Source organism: Mycobacterium sp. (genome assembly GCF_035314905.1).
In the GTDB taxonomy this organism is placed as follows: Bacteria; Actinomycetota; Actinomycetes; order Mycobacteriales; family Mycobacteriaceae; genus Mycobacterium.
On sequence record NZ_DATFYW010000223.1, the window covers coordinates 1 to 16,097 of the forward strand.

Genomic DNA, 16,097 nt, shown 5'->3' on the forward strand with positions numbered 1-16,097 from the left:
CCACCGAGACGCCCAACCCCGGCGGGTACGGGCTCGGCGGGTTCGGCCCGGCGCCCGAGGGCATGGCGATGTGGATCATCGGGATGGTCGGCGTCATCGCCGTCGCACTATGGATCGGATCGCGCGCATGACAACTGAATCCCCCGAAGCCCCGAAGGTGCCCGACGAGAAGGAGCTGAACTCGCTCTCCCGCGACGAGCTGGTCAAGCTCGGCACCGAGCTCGACGGCGTCGAGATCGTCTATCGTGAGCCGCGCTGGCCGGCACCGCAGACCAGGGCCGAGAAGCGCGCGGAACGAGGCGCCGCGTTCTGGCTGTTGCTGGCCGGGTTCTCCGGGCTGGCGCTGCTGGTGATCTTCTTGTTCTGGCCCTGGGAATACAAGCCAAAGGGCGAGCCCGGCAACTTCCTCTACACCCTCGCCACCCCGCTGTACGGGGTCACGTTCGGGTTGTCGATCCTGGCGATCGGCATCGGCGCCGTGCTCTTCCAAAAGCGGTTCATCCCCGAAGAGATTGCGATCCAGGATCGCCACGACGGCCCGTCGTCGGAGCAGGACCGCAAGACGATCCTCGCCGAACTCGAAGACGCGCTTGACACCTCGACGCTCCCGCGGCGCCGGCTGATCAAGATGTCACTGACAGTTGCCCTGGGCGCGTTCGGGGTCGGCACCCTGGTGGCGGGCATCGGCGGGCTGATCAAGAACCCGTGGAAGCCCGTCGTTCCCAGCGCCGAGGGACCGAAGGCGGTGCTGTGGACGTCGGGCTGGACCCCGCGCTACACCGGCGAAACCATCTATCTGGCCCGCTCACTGTCCGGCGGCGTCCCGGCCGCCGGCTCACTGCAGAAGATTCGCCCGGAAGAGATCGACGCCGGCGGCTTGGAGACCGTGTTTCCCTGGCGGGACTCCGACGGCAACGGCGACACGGTCGAGTCGCACGAGAAGATCTCGGACATGTACATGGGCGTGCGCAACCCCGTCCTGCTGTTCCGCGTCAAGGCCAACGACTTGCCCAAGGTGGTCAAGCGCCAGGGGCAGGAGAGTTTCAACTTCGGCGGACTGTTCGCGTTCACAAAGGTCTGCTCGCACCTGGGCTGCCCCGCGTCGCTGTACGAACAGCAGACCTACCGCATCCTGTGCCCGTGTCACCAGTCGCAGTTCGACCTGCTGCATTTCGCGAAGCCGATCTTCGGACCGGCGGCACGGGCGTTGGCGCAGTTGCCAATAACCATCGACAAGGACGGGTATCTGGTCGCCAACGGCGACTTCATCGAGCCCGTCGGGCCGGCATTCTGGGAACGGAAGACGACATGAGTCCCACACTGAAACCGCCCAAACTGGGCGACATCCTGGCCGAACAAGGCGAGGCGATGGATGAGCGCTATCACCTCGCGTCGGGAATGAAGCGGCAGATCAACAAGGTCTTCCCCAGCCACTGGTCGTTCCTGCTCGGTGAGATCGCGCTGTATTCGTTCATCGTGCTGCTGATCACCGGTGTGTATCTGACCCTGTTCTTCGACCCGTCGATGACCGAGGTCACCTACAACGGGGTGTATCAGCCACTGCGCGGCGTTGCGATGTCACGGGCGTACGAAACCGCGCTCGACATCAGCTTCGAGGTGCGCGGCGGGCTGTTCGTCCGCCAGATCCACCACTGGGCCGCGCTGATGTTCGCCGCGGCGATCATGGTGCACCTGGCCCGCATCTTCTTCACCGGCGCGTTCCGCAAGCCACGCGAGGCCAACTGGGTGCTCGGCTCGCTGCTGCTGATCCTGGCGATGTTCGAGGGCTACTTCGGCTACTCGCTGCCCGACGACCTGCTGTCCGGCACCGGGCTGCGGGCCGCGCTGTCATCGATCACGATGAGCATTCCCGTGATCGGCACGTGGATGCACTGGGCCTTGTTCGGCGGCGACTTCCCGGGCCAGATCCTGATCCCGCGGCTGTACATGCTGCACATCCTGCTGATTCCCGCGATCATCCTCGCGCTCATCGGTGTGCACCTGGCGTTGGTCTGGTACCAGAAGCACACACAGTTCCCCGGGCCCGGCCGCACCGAGCACAACGTCGTGGGCGTGCGGATCCTGCCGGTGTTCGCGGTGAAGTCCGGCGCGTTCTTCGCGATGACGACGGGCATCCTCGGCATCATGGGCGGCCTGCTGCAGATCAACCCGATCTGGCAGTTGGGCCCGTACAAACCGTCGCAGGTGTCGGCCGGCTCCCAGCCCGACTTCTACATGATGTGGACCGACGGGTTGGCCCGTGTCTGGCCGGCCTGGGAGCTCTACTTTTGGGGTCACACGGTCCCGGCGGCGTTCTGGGTCGCCCTGATCATGGGCCTGGTGTTCGTGCTGCTGATCTCCTACCCGTACATCGAGAAGAAGTTCAGCGGCGACGTCGCCCACCACAACCTGCTGCAGCGTCCACGCGACAACCCGGTCCGCACGGCCATCGGCGCGATGGCGATCGCGTTCTACATGGTGCTGACCCTGTCGTCGATTAACGACATCATCGCGCTGAAGTTCGACATCTCGCTGAACGCGACCACGTGGATGGGCCGCATCGGCATGGTGGTGCTGCCGCCGATCGTGTACTTCGTGGCCTACCGCTGGGCGATCGGCCTGCAGCGCAGCGACCGAGAGGTGCTCGAGCACGGCATCGAGACCGGCATCATCAAGCGGCTGCCGCACGGCGCCTACATCGAACTGCACCAGCCGCTGGGCCCGGTCGACGAGCACGGCCACCCGATCCCGCTGCAATACCAGGGTGCCCCCGTCCCGAAGCGGATGAACAAGCTCGGATACGGCGGCGCGCCCGGCAGCGGGAGCCTGCTGCGGGCCGACCCGGCCTCGGAGCAGCGGGAGCTCACCGAGGCCGCGCACGCCCAGGAACAGCGGGCGATCACCGCCCTGCGCGAGCACCAGGAGGAGAGCACCAACGGCTCGGGCAACGGCTCGTCGCCCAACGGGCACCACTAGACTAGACGGCTAGCTGGATCGCCCAGACGGCTAGCTGGATCGCCCGGTGGCTGCGATCCTCGCGCGCAGCTGCCGCAGAAACAGCCACGGGATCACCGGCATAGCGACCGTGACGACGGCGGCGACGATCAGCGCGGCCCACGCCGCGCTGATCTCGTCGACTGCCATCAGGTAGGTCGCCGCCGCCACCGCCAGCATCGCCGTCCCCATTGCGGCCGCGATCGAGGCGGTGACCCGCAGCCACATCCGCTCGATCGATTCCGGCGACAGCGCGATCCGCGACGACTGCGGCGGCCGGTTGACGGATGTGCCGCGGCCGGTCGGGTCGGCCGCAGTGCCGAACACCCGCAGCTTCTCGGTCGGTGCCTCCCGGGCGGGCCGAGCCGGCCCGGCCGTAGCGTAATTCGCTTCCCCGGGAACGGGTTTCACCGGCGCGCGCGGGGGTTCGGCAACGGCGTTGCGGCGGGCGCGCAGCAACAGCGGAATCGCGCCGACGATGATCACCGCGGAGACCGCGATCACCACATAGAGCAACCACGGGGTCTGCGAGCCGGAGCCCGACTCGGGCTGCCGACCGGTGCCGAGGTCGACAAGTGCGACAGTGGCTGCCACGCCCACCCCGATCACCGCCAGCCAGATCACCGCAGTTCCGATCACCAGGATGCGATCCACGGTGTCAGGGGAGCGCAGGCTCCCCGACTCTCGCCGAGTTGCCATCAGCAGCTGGTCTGCGCGGAGTTGTTGGTGTTGGAGGACAACACGGTTCCGTCGCTGGTCGTGATCGAGCAGTTGAGCCTGCTCACCAGGAACAAGCTGGACGCCTCCACCGAGCCGACGTCGGAGGTCGAGATCGGCGTGACCGTCAGCGACCACGGAATGTAAACGTTGCGCTGAGTGCGCCGCCGCCCCGACGCGTCGACGTACGTAACGGTGATGATGTCACCGGGCGCCTTGGTCCCGGTCACCGAGTAGGTGACCTGGCGCGGCCCGGCGGGCGTTGTGGCGGTGGTCGTGACGGGCGGCGCCGTCGTGGTCGCCGTGGTCGCGGGCGGCGGCGGAGGCGGCGGGGGCGCCTCGCTGGTGGGCGGAGGTGGCGGCGGCTCGGTGGTGACCGTCACCGTTTCGGTGGGCGGCGGAGGAGGCGCCTCGGTGGTCGGCGGCGGAGGAGGCGGTGGCGGCGTGGTCGTCGGCGGCGGGGGAGGAGGCGGCGGCGCGGTGGTCACCGGGTTGGACAGGTTCGACGTGTCGGTGTGGGTCACCAGCAGCGAGACGGAGGCCACCAGCACGATCGCGGCCAGGATCGCCGTGATGCCGACCACCCACGGCCAGCGGGGAGGCTTGGGCTGGTCGACGAGCTCGGTGGCGGGGTCGTAGGTGTCGTACTCATAGAGGGCCGGGTCGGCCGGCACGTAAGGGCCGCTGGTGAACTGCTCGGACTCGGGCGCCGAGTATGCCTGCACGGACTCGGTCGCGCCGGTCACTTCCTGGGTGGGCTGGTTCTCGGTGGGCTGATCGCCCGGTTCCTCCCCGAGAGAGCCACCATCTGGGGGATTCGGCCCGCTCATTCTCGCCTATCCTTCTCGACTACTTTTCGGCAGATGCCTCTTCGTGACGGCCCATCGGCCCAGGCTCCCCGTCGCAGCACGACAGAAGGTGCCCCGGCAACATTACCCAACCCGCCTGGCGGGGCGAATCTGACGCCGACGCAGGTCGGCCAACTGACAGCCCGATTGTGATCTTCGGCGATTGACAGCTAGTGCTTCTCAGGGCCGACGTAGTACTCGAATACCAGCCCGGAGGCGGCGGCGAGGACAAACACGACGCCGGCGGCGATCACCCACGGCAGCCACAGCGCGATCCCGACGGCGGCCACCGACGCGGACAGCGCGACCAGGATCGGCCACCAGCTGTGCGGGGCGTAGAACCCCAGCTCTCCGGCGCCGTCGGCGATCTCGGCGTCCTCGTAGTCCTCCGGCCGGGTGTCGAGCCGGCGCGCGACGAATCGGAAGTACGTGCCGATGATCAGCGTCAGGCCGGTGGTCATCACCATCGCGGTGACGCCTGCCCATTCGATGCCGCCGCGGAAGTAGGCGGTCAGCACCCCGTAGACGATCGTGACCAGCGCGAAGAAGGCGGTCAGGATCTCGAACAGCCGGGCCTCGATATGCATGGCGTGCCTTCCCCTGTTCCTACTTGCTTGCCTGGGCCTGCTCGCCGCGACGGGTATCGAACGGGTGGGTGGTGACGGCCAGCGGCGGCTGGTTGATGGCCTGCAACGCCTCGGCGTTGGTCTTGCCGGCGATCCGCTGCTGCACGTAGGCCTTGAAGTCGTTGGGCTCCACCACCCGGACCTCGAAGTTCATCATCGAGTGGTAGGTGCCGCACAACTCCGCGCAGCGCCCGACGAACGCGCCGGTCTTCTCGATGTCGGTGACCTGGAAGATGTTGTCGGAGTGGTTGGCCTTCGGATTGGGCAGCACGTCACGCTTGAACAGGAACTCCGGCACCCAGAACGAGTGCACCACGTCGGCCGACGCGAGCTGGAACTCGATCCGCTTGCCCACCGGCAGCACCAGGATCGGGATCTCGCTGCTGGTGCCCAGCGTCTCGACCTTGTCGAAGTTCAGATAGGTGCGGTCCTCCGGGTTGAGCCCGCGCACCGGGCCGACCCGCTCTTCGCCGTGCGAGTCCCTGCCCTCGGGCTTGGACACCATGGCCGCCTTGCGGGCCGGGTCGGCGCCGTCGAAGTCGAGCGTGCCGTCCTTGAAGTCGATCTTCTGGTAGCCGAACTTCCAGTTCCACTGGAAAGCGGTGACGTCGACGACAACCTCGGGGTCGGGCTGTTTGGCCAGCAAACGTTCCTGCACCACGACGGTGAAGTAGAAGAGCACCGCGATGATCAGGAACGGGGTGACCGTCAGCACCAGTTCGAGCGGCATGTTGTAGCCGAACTGGCGCGGCAGTTCCTTGTCGGTCGGCTTGTGGCGGTGAAACGCCGACGTCCAGAACGTCAGGCCCCAGACGATGACCCCGACGACAAGAGCGGCGATCACCGAACCCACCCACAGGTGGCGATTCAGGTGGGCCTCCGGCGTGATGCCCGCGGGCCAGCCCAGGCCGAGCACCTCGGACCAGCTGCAACCGCTCAGCGTGATCGCCAGCACGCCCAGCGTGGCGGCCAAGCCCAACGAACGGAACCGGCGAAACCCGCGGGGTCTCACGTTAGCGCCTCCTCGAGTCACGCGCTGGCCGACCGATCGAATACTACGCAGCGTAGACCATCGGTGGGGTGCGGCATACTTGGCCCGATGTGCGGACTGCTGGCCCTGGTGTGTGATCCGTCGGCCGCCGTGACGCCCGAGATCGTCGACGCGGTCGCGGGGTCCTCACACCTTATGCGCCACCGCGGCCCGGACGAGCCGGGCACGTGGTCGGACGACGAAGTGGTGCTCGGATTCAACCGGTTGTCGATCATCGACATCGAGCATTCGCACCAGCCGCTGCAATGGGGACCGGCCGATGCGCCCGAGCGCTACGTGCTGGTGTTCAACGGCGAGATCTACAACTACCTCGAGCTGCGGACCGAGTTGGCCGCCGAGCACGGCGCCGTGTTCGCCACCGACGGCGACGGCGAGGCGATCATCGCGGCCTATCACTACTGGGGCGCCGACGCCCTGCAGCGGCTGCGCGGCATGTTCGCATTCGCGCTATGGGACACAGAGCGTCACGAATTGTTCTGCGCGCGTGACCCGTTCGGCATAAAGCCGCTGTTCATGGCGACCGGTTCCGGCGGGAGTGCGGTGGCGAGCGAGAAGAAGTGCCTCCTGGATCTGGCCGACGTCATCGGCATCGACACAGGGATCGACCGCAGGGCGGTGCAGCACTACACAGTGCTGCAGTATGTGCCCGAACCGGAAACGCTGCACGAAGGGGTGCGGCGGCTGGAGTCGGGAAGTTACGCCCGGATACGGCCTGGCGCGGCGCCGGAGATCACCCGGTACTTCGTCCCGCGGTTTTCCGCCAAGCCGTTCTCGTCCGGTTCCGAGCAGGCCCGCTACGACGAGATCACCGCGGTGCTGGAGGACTCGGTGGCCAAGCACATGCGCGCCGACGTCACCGTGGGCGCGTTCTTGTCCGGCGGCATCGACTCCACCGCAATCGCCGCGCTGGCCATCCGGCACAACCCGCGGCTGATCACCTTCACCACAGGGTTTGAACGGGAGGGCTTCTCGGAGGTCGACGTCGCGATCGCGTCCGCGGAGGCGATCGGCGCCAGGCACGTGGCCAAGGTGGTCAGCCCGGCCGAGTTCGTCGAGGCGCTGCCCGAAATCGTCTGGTATCTCGACGAACCGGTCGCCGACCCGGCCCTCGTTCCGCTGTTCTTCATCGCGCGGGAGGCCCGCAAGCACGTCAAGGTCGTGCTGTCCGGCGAGGGTGCCGACGAGCTGTTCGGCGGTTATACGATTTACCGGGAACCGTTGTCGCTCAAGCCTTTCGAATACCTGCCTCCCCGCGTGCGGCGGTCCATGCGGCGGGTCTCGGCGCCGCTGCCCGAAGGCATGCGCGGCAAGAGCCTGCTGCACCGCGGTTCGCAGACGCTCGAGGAGCGCTACTACGGCAATGCCCGCAGCTTCTCCGACCCGCAGCTGCAGACCGTGCTGCGGGTTTTTCGGCCCGAATGGACGCACACCGACATCACCGCCGACATCTACGCGCAGTCCGAGGGCTGGGACCCGGTGGCCCGCATGCAGCACATCGACCTGTTCACGTGGCTGCGCGGCGACATCCTGGTCAAGGCCGACAAGATGACGATGGCCAACTCGCTGGAATTGCGGGTCCCGTTCCTGGATCCGGAGGTGTTCGCGGTGGCGTCGCGGCTGCCGCTGGAGGCGAAGATCACCCGCAAGACGACGAAATACGCGCTACGACGCGCGCTGGAACCGGTCGTGCCGTCGCACGTTCTCAACCGGCCCAAGCTGGGCTTCCCGGTGCCGATCCGCCACTGGCTGCGCGCCGGCGAACTGCTGGACTGGGCCCACCAGATGATCGGTTCCTCTCAGGCCGACGAGTTGATCGACATCGCCGCGGTGCGCCACATGCTCGACGAACACCTGGCCGGCACAAGCGATCACAGCCGGCGGCTGTGGACGGTGCTGATCTTCATGCTGTGGCACGCGATCTTCGTGGAGCGCAGCGTCGTGCCGCAGATCAGTGAACCGGTATACCCGGTAGCGCTCTGATCACCGGGAGTCACCCCAGCGCGGAGGCGATCTCCTCGCCGGCGTCCTCGCCGTACGCGTCGGCCAGCCGCGCCACCGCGACCTCGCGGTCCCACGTCCACTCCTGGGTGCCGTTGGTCTCCAACACCAACACCGCAACCAGCGATCCCAGTTGGGCCGAGCGCTCCAAGGCCAGACCCGCGCTGCGGGCGGTGAGGAAGCCGGCCCGGAACGCGTCACCCACGCCGGTGGGATCGACCTTGGCGGTTTCCGGCACGACGTCGACGTGGATGGATGTGCCGTCCGCGGCGATCATGTCGACACCCTTGGGCCCCAACGTCGTGACCCGCAGGCCCACCTGGGCGAGCACGTCGGCGTCGCTCCAGCCGGACTTCTGCAGGAGCAGGTCCCACTCGTAGTCGTTGGTGAACAGATACGTCGCACCGTCAACCAGGCGGCGGATCTCCTCGCCGGAGAGCCGCGCCAGCTGCTGCGACGGGTCGGCCGCGAACGCCAGGCCCAGCTTGCGGCATTCGTCGGTGTGCAAGAACATCGTGTCGGGATCGTTGGCCCCGACAATCACCATTTCCGGTGTGCCGATGGAAGACACGACCTCGGCCAGCGAGATGTGCCGGGCCTGCGACATCGCACCCGGGTAGAACGAGGCGATCTGCGCCATGTCGAGGTCGGTGGTGCAGACGAACCGCGCGGTGTGGGCGGTGTCTGAGATCAGCACGTGGTCGCAATTGACGCCGTGCGATTCGAGCCACTCCCGGTAATCGGCGAAGTCCATGCCTGCGGCGCCGACAAGTGCGGCGTCCCCGCCCAGCACGCCGATCGCGTACGCCATGTTTCCCGCGACTCCGCCGCGGTGCACGACGAGATCGTCGACCAGGAAGCTCAGCGACACCTTCTGCAGGTGCTCGGGCAGCAACTGCTCGGAGAACCGGCCCGGGAACCGCATGAGATGGTCGGTTGCTATCGATCCGGTCACCGCAATTGTCACGACGTCGCCCTTCAATTCGTTAAGCAATCTAAGCTAAGACTACTCAAAGTCGCCGCCCCGTCAGTCCGGGGCGGGTTGCGCTAGCCTGCCTACCATGGCCGGTCCGTACCCGCAGTACTCCGACCCCACGTCCAGCCCACAGTCCTACACCGAGCCCTATCCGAGCCAACCCTTCGCGGCCCAGCCGACGCCCCCCGGGCAGCCCTATCCGCCGTCACAGGGGCCTTATCAACCGGCCGCGGCATCGGTGTATCCCGGGATGCTGCCGCCGCCCGTTCGGTATCCGAAGCGGCGGCGCTGGTGGCTGCTGGGGGCGTTGGCGCTGGTCATCGCGGTGGTGGCGGCGACGACCGTGGCGATCATCTATGCGGCGCGCGGCGGCTCCCCGGAGGCGGAGGGCGGAGCGCTGACCCCCGGATCCGCGAAGGTCGCGATCCAGAACTACCTGGACGCGCTTGCCAAGGGTGACTACGACACGGTCGCCCGCAACACGATGTGCGGCATGTACGACGCGGTAAAGGACCGCAGGTCCGACCAGGCGCTGGCGCGGCTGTCCAGTGACGCGTTTCGCAAGGAGTTCGCGAAGGCCGAGGTCACCACGATCGACAAGATGGTGTTCTGGTCACCCAACCAGGCTCAGGTGCTGTTCACGATGCGTGCCGTTCCCGCGGGCAGAAGCAGCGGCGCCAGAGACGAGGAACAGGCCATCGCCCAGCTTCTCAGCCAGGACGACCGCGTCCTCGTGTGCTCGTATCTGTTACGGACCGCCGCTCAGTACTGAGTGAGGTCAGTTGAAGGAGTCGCCGCAGGCGCACGAGCCCGTGGCGTTCGGGTTGTCGATCGTGAACCCCTGCTTCTCGATCGTGTCGACGAAGTCGATCGTCGCGCCCTGCACGTACGGTGCGCTCATCCGGTCCACCGTCAGCGTCACGCCGCCGAACTCGGCGGTCAGATCGCCGTCGAGCGCCCGGTCGTCGAAGAAGAGGTTGTAACGCAGGCCCGCGCAGCCACCCGGCTGAACGGCGATCCTCAAGGCCAGGTCGTCACGGCCCTCCTGGTCCAGCAGCGCCTTGGCCTTCGCGGCCGCGGCGTCGGTCAGGATCACGCCGTGAGTCGCGGTGCTGGTGGCCGACTCGTCCTGAACACTCATTACGTCTCCTTATGCCTATCTCGCAATGGAGCAAACCCCACTTATTCAACGGTACCTGGTTTCGCCGCTATTCCCGAGTTCGTCCAGCCAGACGTGCGCTGCCGCGGCCTTGCGGGCCAGGCCGGCCAGCTGGTTGGCGGCGTCGTCGACCGCCAGGCGAACCGATCCCGCGTAATCGGCGATCGAGCGGGCCGCCGCGATGCCAGCCGCCCGCAGCGCGGCGTCGGGCAGCGCGACCTGTCCCGCAAGCACCAGCACCGGGGTCCGCCGCGCCGCCGCGCCGGCCGCCAGCGCGCTGATCACCTTGCCGTGCAGCGACTGGTCGTCGAATCGGCCTTCGCCGGTGACGACGAGGTCGGCGGCGGCGACGTCGTCGGCCAGGCGGGTGTGTTCGGCGATGATCGCGGCACCCGACTCCCGACGGCCCCCGAGCGCCAGCAGTGCCGCTCCGAGCCCACCCGCGGCGCCGGTGCCCGCCTCCCGACTGACCGCCCGGCCCGCGGCCGCGTCCAATTCCGCGGCCCACGACGTGAGCCGGTCCTCCAGCAGCTCGACGGTGTCGGGGTCGGCGCCCTTCTGCGGCCCGAACACCCGGGCGGCGCCCATCGGGCCCAGCATCGGGTGTTCGACGTCGGTTGCGGCGATCAGCTCGATCCCGGAGAGCCGCTGCCGGGCCGGACCCAACCCGCCCAGGACGTCGATCATGCCGCGGCCGCCGTCGGTGCTCGCGCTCCCGCCGAGGCCGACCACCACTCGGCGGGCACCTGCGGCCAGTGCAGCGTCGATGAGCTGGCCCACTCCCCTGGTGTGGGCCGCCAGCGCGGTCCGCGCGGTCGGCGGGCCGTCGAGAAGGGCCAGCCCGCAGGCCTGCGCGCATTCGACGTAGGCCATCTCGCCGTCGAGGACCCAGTCCGCGTCGACGTCGGCGGCGAGCGGGCCGCAGACACGCGCTGTGCGCAGCTCGCCGAGCCGGCCCGCCAGCACCCCGACGAACCCCGGACCGCCGTCGGACTGCGGCGCCAGGGTGAGGTCGTCGTCGGGCCGTGCCCGCAGCCAGCCGGAGGCGATGGCCTCGGCGGCGTCGACGGCGGTCAGGCTGTCCCCATAACAGTCGGGGGCGATCAGCACGCGCATGGCAGGCCTGGGAGCGCGCTCATCCATGCACCCTAAACTGGCGGGCGTGAGTCTGCTGGGCCGTAAAAAGAGCGCCGACGACGCCGCGGCTGTCGAGGCCGAGGCGGTCGGCGCCGACGAGGCTGCGTCCCGCAAGACCACGGCGCCCAAAGGCCGGCCCACACCCAAGCGCGACGCCGCCAAGCGGCGGGGGCCCGTCGCACCGGCGCCGATGACCGCCGCGGAGGCGCGCCGCCGGCGCAAGGCCGTGGGCGGCCCGAAGCTGACCCGTGCGGAGCGCAAGGTCGAAAAGGCCGGGCAGCGTGCGCAGATGGCCGATCGCCGCGAGCGGATGATGGCCGGCGACGAGGCCTACCTGCTGCCTCGCGACCGGGGCCCGATACGGCGGTACGTACGCGACGTCGTCGACGCGCGACGCAACGTCCTCGGGCTGTTCATGCCCGCGGCACTGGCCCTGATCTTCGTGATGCTGGCGGTGCCGCGGGTGCAGTTCTTCATCTCCCCCGCCATGCTCGTGCTGGTCGCGATCATGGCCATCGACGGCCTGTTCCTCGCTCGCAAGGTCGGCAAGCTGGTTGACGTGAAGTTCCCGGGCAACACCGAAAGCCGTTGGAAGCTCGGCTTTTACGCGGCCAGCCGGGCATCGCAGCTGCGCCGGATGCGGGCTCCGCGGCCCCGCGTCAACCGCGGCGACGACGTAGCCTGACCGCCATGCGCACACTGGTGCTCGGCGGCATCCGGTCGGGCAAGTCGAGATGGGCCGAGTTGGCGATCGCCGAGGAGGTGGAGCCCACCGACCCGGTGCGGTACCTGGCCACCGGCTGCGCGCGCGAATCCGACCCCACGTGGGCTCGGCGCGTGACCGAACACCGGGCGCGGCGACCGCAGCACTGGGCGACCGTCGAAACCGTCGAACTGGCAGCCCAGTTGCGAAAGATCCCGGCGCCGCCCACGCTCATCGACGACGTCGGCGGCTGGCTCACCGCCGTGCTGGACCGCCGCGGCTGGGGCAGCGACCCGGTCAGCGCCGATGTGGACGACCTCGTCGAGGCGGTGTACGAATTCGGCTCCCCGTTGATGATCGTCAGCCCCGAGGTCGGGTTGACGGTGGTGCCCACCACCGATTCGGGGCTCCGGTTCGCTGACGAGATGGGCGAACTCAACCAGCGGCTGGCCGGCCTGTGCGACCGCGTGGTGCTGGTGGTCGCGGGCCGGCCGGTGACCGTCAAGGACTACGGCTAGTGAGCGCTGCGGCCGAATTCGGGCCGGTGGTGCCGCCCGACGCCGAAGTCGCCGCCGCGGCACGCGCGCGCCAGGACAGGCTGACCAAGCCACGCGGCGCACTGGGCCGGCTGGAGGAGCTGTCGGTGTGGGCGGCGTCGTGTCAGGGAGTGTGCCCGCCGCGGCAGTTCGAACGGGCCCGCGTGGTGGTGTTCGCAGGCGATCACGGCGTCGCGGCGGCGGGGGTTTCGGCGTATCCTCCGGAGGTCACCGCGCAGATGGTGGCCAACATCGACGCCGGCGGGGCGGCGATCAACGTCCTGGCGGGCGTGGCGGGAGCCGGCGTGCGTGTCGTCGACATAGCGGTGGACGCCGACGCGCCGCTGACCCAGGGGATCGGGGCGTACAAGGTGCGCCGCGGCAGCGGTAACGCGGCCGTCGAAGACGCGTTGAGCCAGGACGAGGTGGTCGCGGCCGTCGGAGCCGGCCGCCGGATCGCCGACGAGGAGGTCGATGCCGGCGCCGATCTGCTCATCGCCGGTGACATGGGCATCGGAAACACTACGCCCGCAACCACTTTGGTGGCGGCGGTGACCGGATCGGAGCCGGTGGTCGCGGTCGGACGCGGCACGGGCATCGATGACGGCGGCTGGATGCGCAAGACCACCGTGGTTCGCGATGCGCTGTACCGGGCACGCCGCGACATCGCCGACCCCGTTGCGCTGCTGCGGATCTGCGGTGGCGCCGATCTCGCGGCGATGGCAGGGTTCTGCGCGCAGGCGGCCGTGCGCCGTACGCCGCTGCTGCTCGACGGTCTAGTGGTCACCGCGGCCGCGCTGATCGCCGAGCGGCTGGCGCCCGGTGCCCGGCAGTGGTGGCAAGCGGGGCACCGCTCGACCGAGCCGGCGCATGCCCTGGCGTTGAGGGAACTGGAGTTGGAGCCCATCGTCGACCTGCAGATGCGGCTTGGCGAAGGGACGGGAGCGGTGGTGGCGCTGCCGATCGTCAGAGCCGCGGTGGCCACGCTGGCGTCGATGGCGACGTTCGACGAGGCGGCGGTGAGCGAACGCGCGTCGGGTTAGTCGTGATTCGTTCGCTGGTCGGCGCTTTCGCGTTCGCTTCGGTCCTGCCGACGCGCGTCCCCTCCCCAGGGATCGGCCGCGGCGTGCTCACCGCGTTGCCGGTCGTCGGGATCGTGCTCGGCGAACTCGCCGGTGCGGTGCTGTTGGCGGGTTCGTGGGCGTTCGGCGCGGGCAGCCCGCTGGCCGGGATGCTGGCGGTCGCCGCGCTGCTGATCCTCACCCGCGGCCTGCACATCGACGGGCTGGCCGACACCGCCGACGGTCTGGGCTGCTACGGACCGCCCGAGCGCGGGCTTCGGGTGATGCGTGACGGGTCCGCCGGCCCGTTCGGGGTGGCCGCGGTGGTGGTGGCCGTCGTCGTCCAGGGGCTGGCGTTCGCCGCGCTGTCGGAAGGGATACCGGGTTGGGTGGCGGTGGTGACCGCCGTCACGACGGGGCGGGTGGCCGCGGTGCTGGCCTGCCGCCGCGGCGTGCCCGCGGCCGCAGGCAGTGTGCTGGGCGCTGCGGTGGCGGGCACGCAGCCGCTGCCGGTGGTGGCGGCGTGGGCCGCGGTGGTGGTCGCGGCGTCGACGTTGACCGGCCCCCGGCCGTGGCAGGGACCGCTGGCGGTGCTGGCGGCGCTCGCGGTCGCCGCGGTGCTCGCCGCCCACTGCGTACGGCGGTTCGGCGGCATCACGGGTGATGTGCTCGGCGCGGCGATCGAGGTGGCCACCACCGTCGCTGCCGTCGGAATGGCGGTCCGTTAGCCGAGGCGGTCCGTTAGCCGAGGCGGCCCATCCAACCGTGGGTATCGGCAAACGTGCCGCGCTGGATCCCCGTCAGGGTGTCACGCAGCGCCATCGTGATCTCACCCGGCTCACCGTCGGCGATGGTGAACTCGCCGTCGGCGGACTTGACCGAGGACACCGGCGTGATCACCGCGGCAGTACCGCACGCAAACACCTCGGTGATCTCGCCCGCCGCTGTTTTCTTCTGCCACTCGTCGACGTCGATCTTGCGTTCCTCGACCGTGAATCCAGCGTCGGTTGCCAACTGCAGCAACGAATCTCGCGTGATGCCCGGCAGCAGTGTGCCGGTGAGCTCCGGGGTGACCAGCCGCGCCGAACCGCCGCTGCCGAACACGAAGAAAAGGTTCATCCCGCCCATCTCTTCGATGTAGCGGCGCTCGACGGCATCCAGCCAGACCACCTGGTCGCAGCCGTTCTCCGCGGCCTGGGCCTGCGCGAGCAGCGACGCGGCGTAGTTGCCGCCGAACTTGGCAGCGCCGGTACCACCCGGCGACGCGCGGACGTACTCGGTGGACAGCCAGACGCTCACCGGCCTGATGCCGCGCGGGAAGTACGCCCCCGCCGGTGAGGCGATCACCAGGTAGCGGTACTGGTTGGCCGGGCGCACGCCCAGACCCGGCTCGGTGGCGAAGATGAAGGGTCGCAGGTACAGCGACTCCTCGCCGCGCGACGGCGGCACCCATGCACCGTCGACCGCGATCAGCTGGCGAAGCGACTCGATGAACACCTCGTCGGGCAGCTCCGGGATCGCCAGCCGCCGTGCCGAGGACCTCAGCCGGGCGGCGTTCGCCTCGGGCCGGAACGACACGATCGATCCGTCCGCCCACCGATACGCCTTGAGCCCTTCAAACACCTCCTGGGCGTAGTGCAACACAATGGCCGACGGGTCGAGCTCGATCGGCCCGTACGGGATCACCCGTGCGTCGTGCCAGCCCCGCTCGTCGGTGTAGGTGATCGACACCATGTGGTCGGTGTGGTACTGCCCGAACGGCGGATTGGTCATGATCACGGTCCGCTGCTCGTCGGTCGCCGGGTGCGCGCTGCGCTGAACGGTGAACTCGAGGGGACCGGTGCTCATGCGAGCGATTGTATCCCCGCCCGCTATCGAGTTTTGGCCTCGACGAACGGCGGGTCGACCACCTCACACTCCAGCGGCCGCCCCCGCACGTCCACGGTGACGCGGCTGCCGTTCTCGATGCCGGCAGCGGTATCGATCAACGCCAGCGCGATGCCGACTTTCAATGTGGGAGAAAAGGTTCCCGACGTGGTGACCCCAACTACGGCATCGCCGTCGAGTACCGTCAACTCCGGCCGCAGCACGCCGCGGCCCGTGGTGCGAAGCCCGCGCAGCAACCGTCGCGGGCCTGCCTGCCTCTCGGCCAGCAACGCGTCGCGGCCCCAGAAGGCGTCTTTGCGCCAGCCTACCGCCCAGCCGCAGCGCGCCTGCAGCGGCGAGATGTCCAGCGACAACTCGTGCCCGTGCAGCGGGTAGCCCATTTCGGTGCGCAGCGTGTCGCGTGC

At 68.9% G+C, this 16,097-nt stretch carries 17 protein-coding genes and 1 pseudogene; 9 read left to right on the forward strand and 9 right to left on the reverse strand.

Annotation, left to right across the window (positions count from 1 at the left end):
* From VKG81_RS19670 to VKG81_RS19680, 3 genes and pseudogenes are all read left to right on the forward strand, one after another.
* Positions 1-131 (forward strand): annotated as a pseudogene (locus VKG81_RS19670) (cytochrome C); the annotation flags it as partial.
* Entirely contained in the window at positions 128-1,312 is a 1,185-nt protein-coding gene (locus VKG81_RS19675) for a ubiquinol-cytochrome c reductase iron-sulfur subunit (RefSeq protein WP_324398409.1), read from the forward strand. The pseudogene VKG81_RS19670 and the gene VKG81_RS19675, both read left to right, overlap by 4 nt.
* Positions 1,309-2,976 carry a cytochrome bc complex cytochrome b subunit gene (locus tag VKG81_RS19680; protein WP_324398410.1) on the forward strand — a complete coding sequence of 556 codons (1,668 nt, stop codon included), beginning with the start codon at positions 1,309-1,311 and terminating at the stop codon, positions 2,974-2,976. The genes VKG81_RS19675 and VKG81_RS19680 overlap by 4 nt, the downstream gene beginning before the upstream one ends.
* A 30-nt stretch (positions 2,977-3,006) precedes the next feature.
* Here the strand turns inward: VKG81_RS19680 and VKG81_RS19685 are convergent, their stop codons facing one another.
* From VKG81_RS19685 to VKG81_RS19700, 4 genes are all read right to left on the reverse strand, one after another.
* A complete protein-coding gene (locus VKG81_RS19685; RefSeq protein WP_324398411.1) occupies positions 3,007-3,693 on the reverse strand; it encodes a DUF2561 family protein in 687 nt (228 codons plus the stop codon).
* On the reverse strand, positions 3,693-4,541 hold the full coding sequence (locus tag VKG81_RS19690; protein ID WP_324398412.1) for an MmpS family transport accessory protein: 849 nt from the start codon (positions 4,539-4,541) through the stop codon (positions 3,693-3,695). Before VKG81_RS19690 ends, VKG81_RS19685 begins: the two co-directional genes overlap by 1 nt.
* Before the next feature lie 188 nt (positions 4,542-4,729).
* Complete coding sequence (locus VKG81_RS19695) at positions 4,730-5,146, reverse strand: cytochrome c oxidase subunit 4 (RefSeq protein ID WP_324398413.1); 417 nt, start codon at positions 5,144-5,146, stop codon at positions 4,730-4,732.
* A 19-nt stretch (positions 5,147-5,165) separates the two neighbouring features.
* A complete protein-coding gene (locus VKG81_RS19700) occupies positions 5,166-6,239 on the reverse strand; it encodes a cytochrome c oxidase subunit II (protein WP_414685337.1) in 1,074 nt (357 codons plus the stop codon).
* 45 nt (positions 6,240-6,284) lie between these two features.
* Here VKG81_RS19700 and asnB point away from each other — a divergent pair, with 45 nt between their 5' ends.
* A complete protein-coding gene (asnB, locus tag VKG81_RS19705) occupies positions 6,285-8,216 on the forward strand; it encodes an asparagine synthase (glutamine-hydrolyzing) (protein ID WP_324398415.1) in 1,932 nt (643 codons plus the stop codon).
* Positions 8,217-8,226: 10 nt separating this feature from the next.
* Here asnB and VKG81_RS19710 read toward each other — a convergent pair whose 3' ends face one another.
* The gene (locus VKG81_RS19710; RefSeq protein ID WP_324398416.1) at positions 8,227-9,201 is read right to left on the reverse strand and encodes a carbohydrate kinase family protein; all 975 of its coding nucleotides are present in this window, start codon (positions 9,199-9,201) and stop codon (positions 8,227-8,229) included.
* A 94-nt stretch (positions 9,202-9,295) separates the two neighbouring features.
* Between VKG81_RS19710 and VKG81_RS19715 the strand changes: the two genes are divergently transcribed.
* Complete coding sequence (locus VKG81_RS19715) at positions 9,296-9,982, forward strand: hypothetical protein (protein ID WP_324398417.1); 687 nt, start codon at positions 9,296-9,298, stop codon at positions 9,980-9,982.
* Between the two features lie 6 nt (positions 9,983-9,988).
* On the opposite strand, the gene VKG81_RS19720 is transcribed toward VKG81_RS19715, so the two are convergent.
* Positions 9,989-10,351 carry an iron-sulfur cluster assembly accessory protein gene (locus VKG81_RS19720; RefSeq protein ID WP_324398418.1) on the reverse strand — a complete coding sequence of 121 codons (363 nt, stop codon included), beginning with the start codon at positions 10,349-10,351 and terminating at the stop codon, positions 9,989-9,991.
* 45 nt (positions 10,352-10,396) lie between these two features.
* A complete protein-coding gene (locus VKG81_RS19725) occupies positions 10,397-11,485 on the reverse strand; it encodes a glycerate kinase (protein ID WP_414685339.1) in 1,089 nt (362 codons plus the stop codon).
* 46 nt (positions 11,486-11,531) lie between these two features.
* Between VKG81_RS19725 and VKG81_RS19730 the strand changes: the two genes are divergently transcribed.
* The 4 genes from VKG81_RS19730 to VKG81_RS19745 are packed head-to-tail and all read left to right on the forward strand — an operon-like array spanning position 11,532 to position 14,534.
* The gene (locus tag VKG81_RS19730; RefSeq protein ID WP_324398420.1) at positions 11,532-12,191 is read left to right on the forward strand and encodes a DUF3043 domain-containing protein; all 660 of its coding nucleotides are present in this window, start codon (positions 11,532-11,534) and stop codon (positions 12,189-12,191) included.
* A gap of 5 nt (positions 12,192-12,196) precedes the next feature.
* The gene (locus VKG81_RS19735) at positions 12,197-12,727 is read left to right on the forward strand and encodes a bifunctional adenosylcobinamide kinase/adenosylcobinamide-phosphate guanylyltransferase (protein WP_324398421.1); all 531 of its coding nucleotides are present in this window, start codon (positions 12,197-12,199) and stop codon (positions 12,725-12,727) included.
* Entirely contained in the window at positions 12,727-13,788 is a 1,062-nt protein-coding gene (gene cobT, locus VKG81_RS19740; RefSeq protein ID WP_414685336.1) for a nicotinate-nucleotide--dimethylbenzimidazole phosphoribosyltransferase, read from the forward strand. Before VKG81_RS19735 ends, cobT begins: the two co-directional genes overlap by 1 nt.
* A gap of 2 nt (positions 13,789-13,790) precedes the next feature.
* Positions 13,791-14,534: an adenosylcobinamide-GDP ribazoletransferase gene (locus VKG81_RS19745; RefSeq protein ID WP_324398422.1), complete on the forward strand. Its 744-nt coding sequence runs from the start codon at positions 13,791-13,793 to the stop codon at positions 14,532-14,534.
* A gap of 13 nt (positions 14,535-14,547) precedes the next feature.
* Here VKG81_RS19745 and VKG81_RS19750 read toward each other — a convergent pair whose 3' ends face one another.
* Both VKG81_RS19750 and VKG81_RS19755 read right to left on the reverse strand, forming a co-directional pair.
* Positions 14,548-15,654, reverse strand: coding sequence for a branched-chain amino acid aminotransferase (locus tag VKG81_RS19750; protein ID WP_324398423.1), 1,107 nt, complete (start codon positions 15,652-15,654; stop codon positions 14,548-14,550).
* 23 nt (positions 15,655-15,677) lie between these two features.
* The coding region (locus VKG81_RS19755) for a glycine cleavage T C-terminal barrel domain-containing protein (protein ID WP_324398424.1) at positions 15,678-16,097 on the reverse strand (420 nt) is incomplete at its 5' end.

Bases quoted from the DNA above. Each gene is read 5' to 3' on its own strand.
- VKG81_RS19675 (WP_324398409.1), top strand. From the start codon at position 128: ATGACAACTGAATCCCCCGAAGCCCCGAAGGTGCCCGACGAGAAGGAG.
- VKG81_RS19680 (WP_324398410.1), top strand. From the start codon at position 1,309: ATGAGTCCCACACTGAAACCGCCCAAACTGGGCGACATCCTGGCCGAA.
- VKG81_RS19685 (WP_324398411.1), bottom strand. From the start codon at position 3,693: ATGGCAACTCGGCGAGAGTCGGGGAGCCTGCGCTCCCCTGACACCGTG.
- VKG81_RS19690 (WP_324398412.1), bottom strand. From the start codon at position 4,541: ATGAGCGGGCCGAATCCCCCAGATGGTGGCTCTCTCGGGGAGGAACCG.
- VKG81_RS19695 (WP_324398413.1), bottom strand. From the start codon at position 5,146: ATGCATATCGAGGCCCGGCTGTTCGAGATCCTGACCGCCTTCTTCGCG.
- asnB (WP_324398415.1), top strand. From the start codon at position 6,285: ATGTGCGGACTGCTGGCCCTGGTGTGTGATCCGTCGGCCGCCGTGACG.
- VKG81_RS19715 (WP_324398417.1), top strand. From the start codon at position 9,296: ATGGCCGGTCCGTACCCGCAGTACTCCGACCCCACGTCCAGCCCACAG.
- VKG81_RS19720 (WP_324398418.1), bottom strand. From the start codon at position 10,351: ATGAGTGTTCAGGACGAGTCGGCCACCAGCACCGCGACTCACGGCGTG.
- VKG81_RS19725 (WP_414685339.1), bottom strand. From the start codon at position 11,485: ATGCGCGTGCTGATCGCCCCCGACTGTTATGGGGACAGCCTGACCGCC.
- VKG81_RS19735 (WP_324398421.1), top strand. From the start codon at position 12,197: ATGCGCACACTGGTGCTCGGCGGCATCCGGTCGGGCAAGTCGAGATGG.
- VKG81_RS19750 (WP_324398423.1), bottom strand. From the start codon at position 15,654: ATGAGCACCGGTCCCCTCGAGTTCACCGTTCAGCGCAGCGCGCACCCG.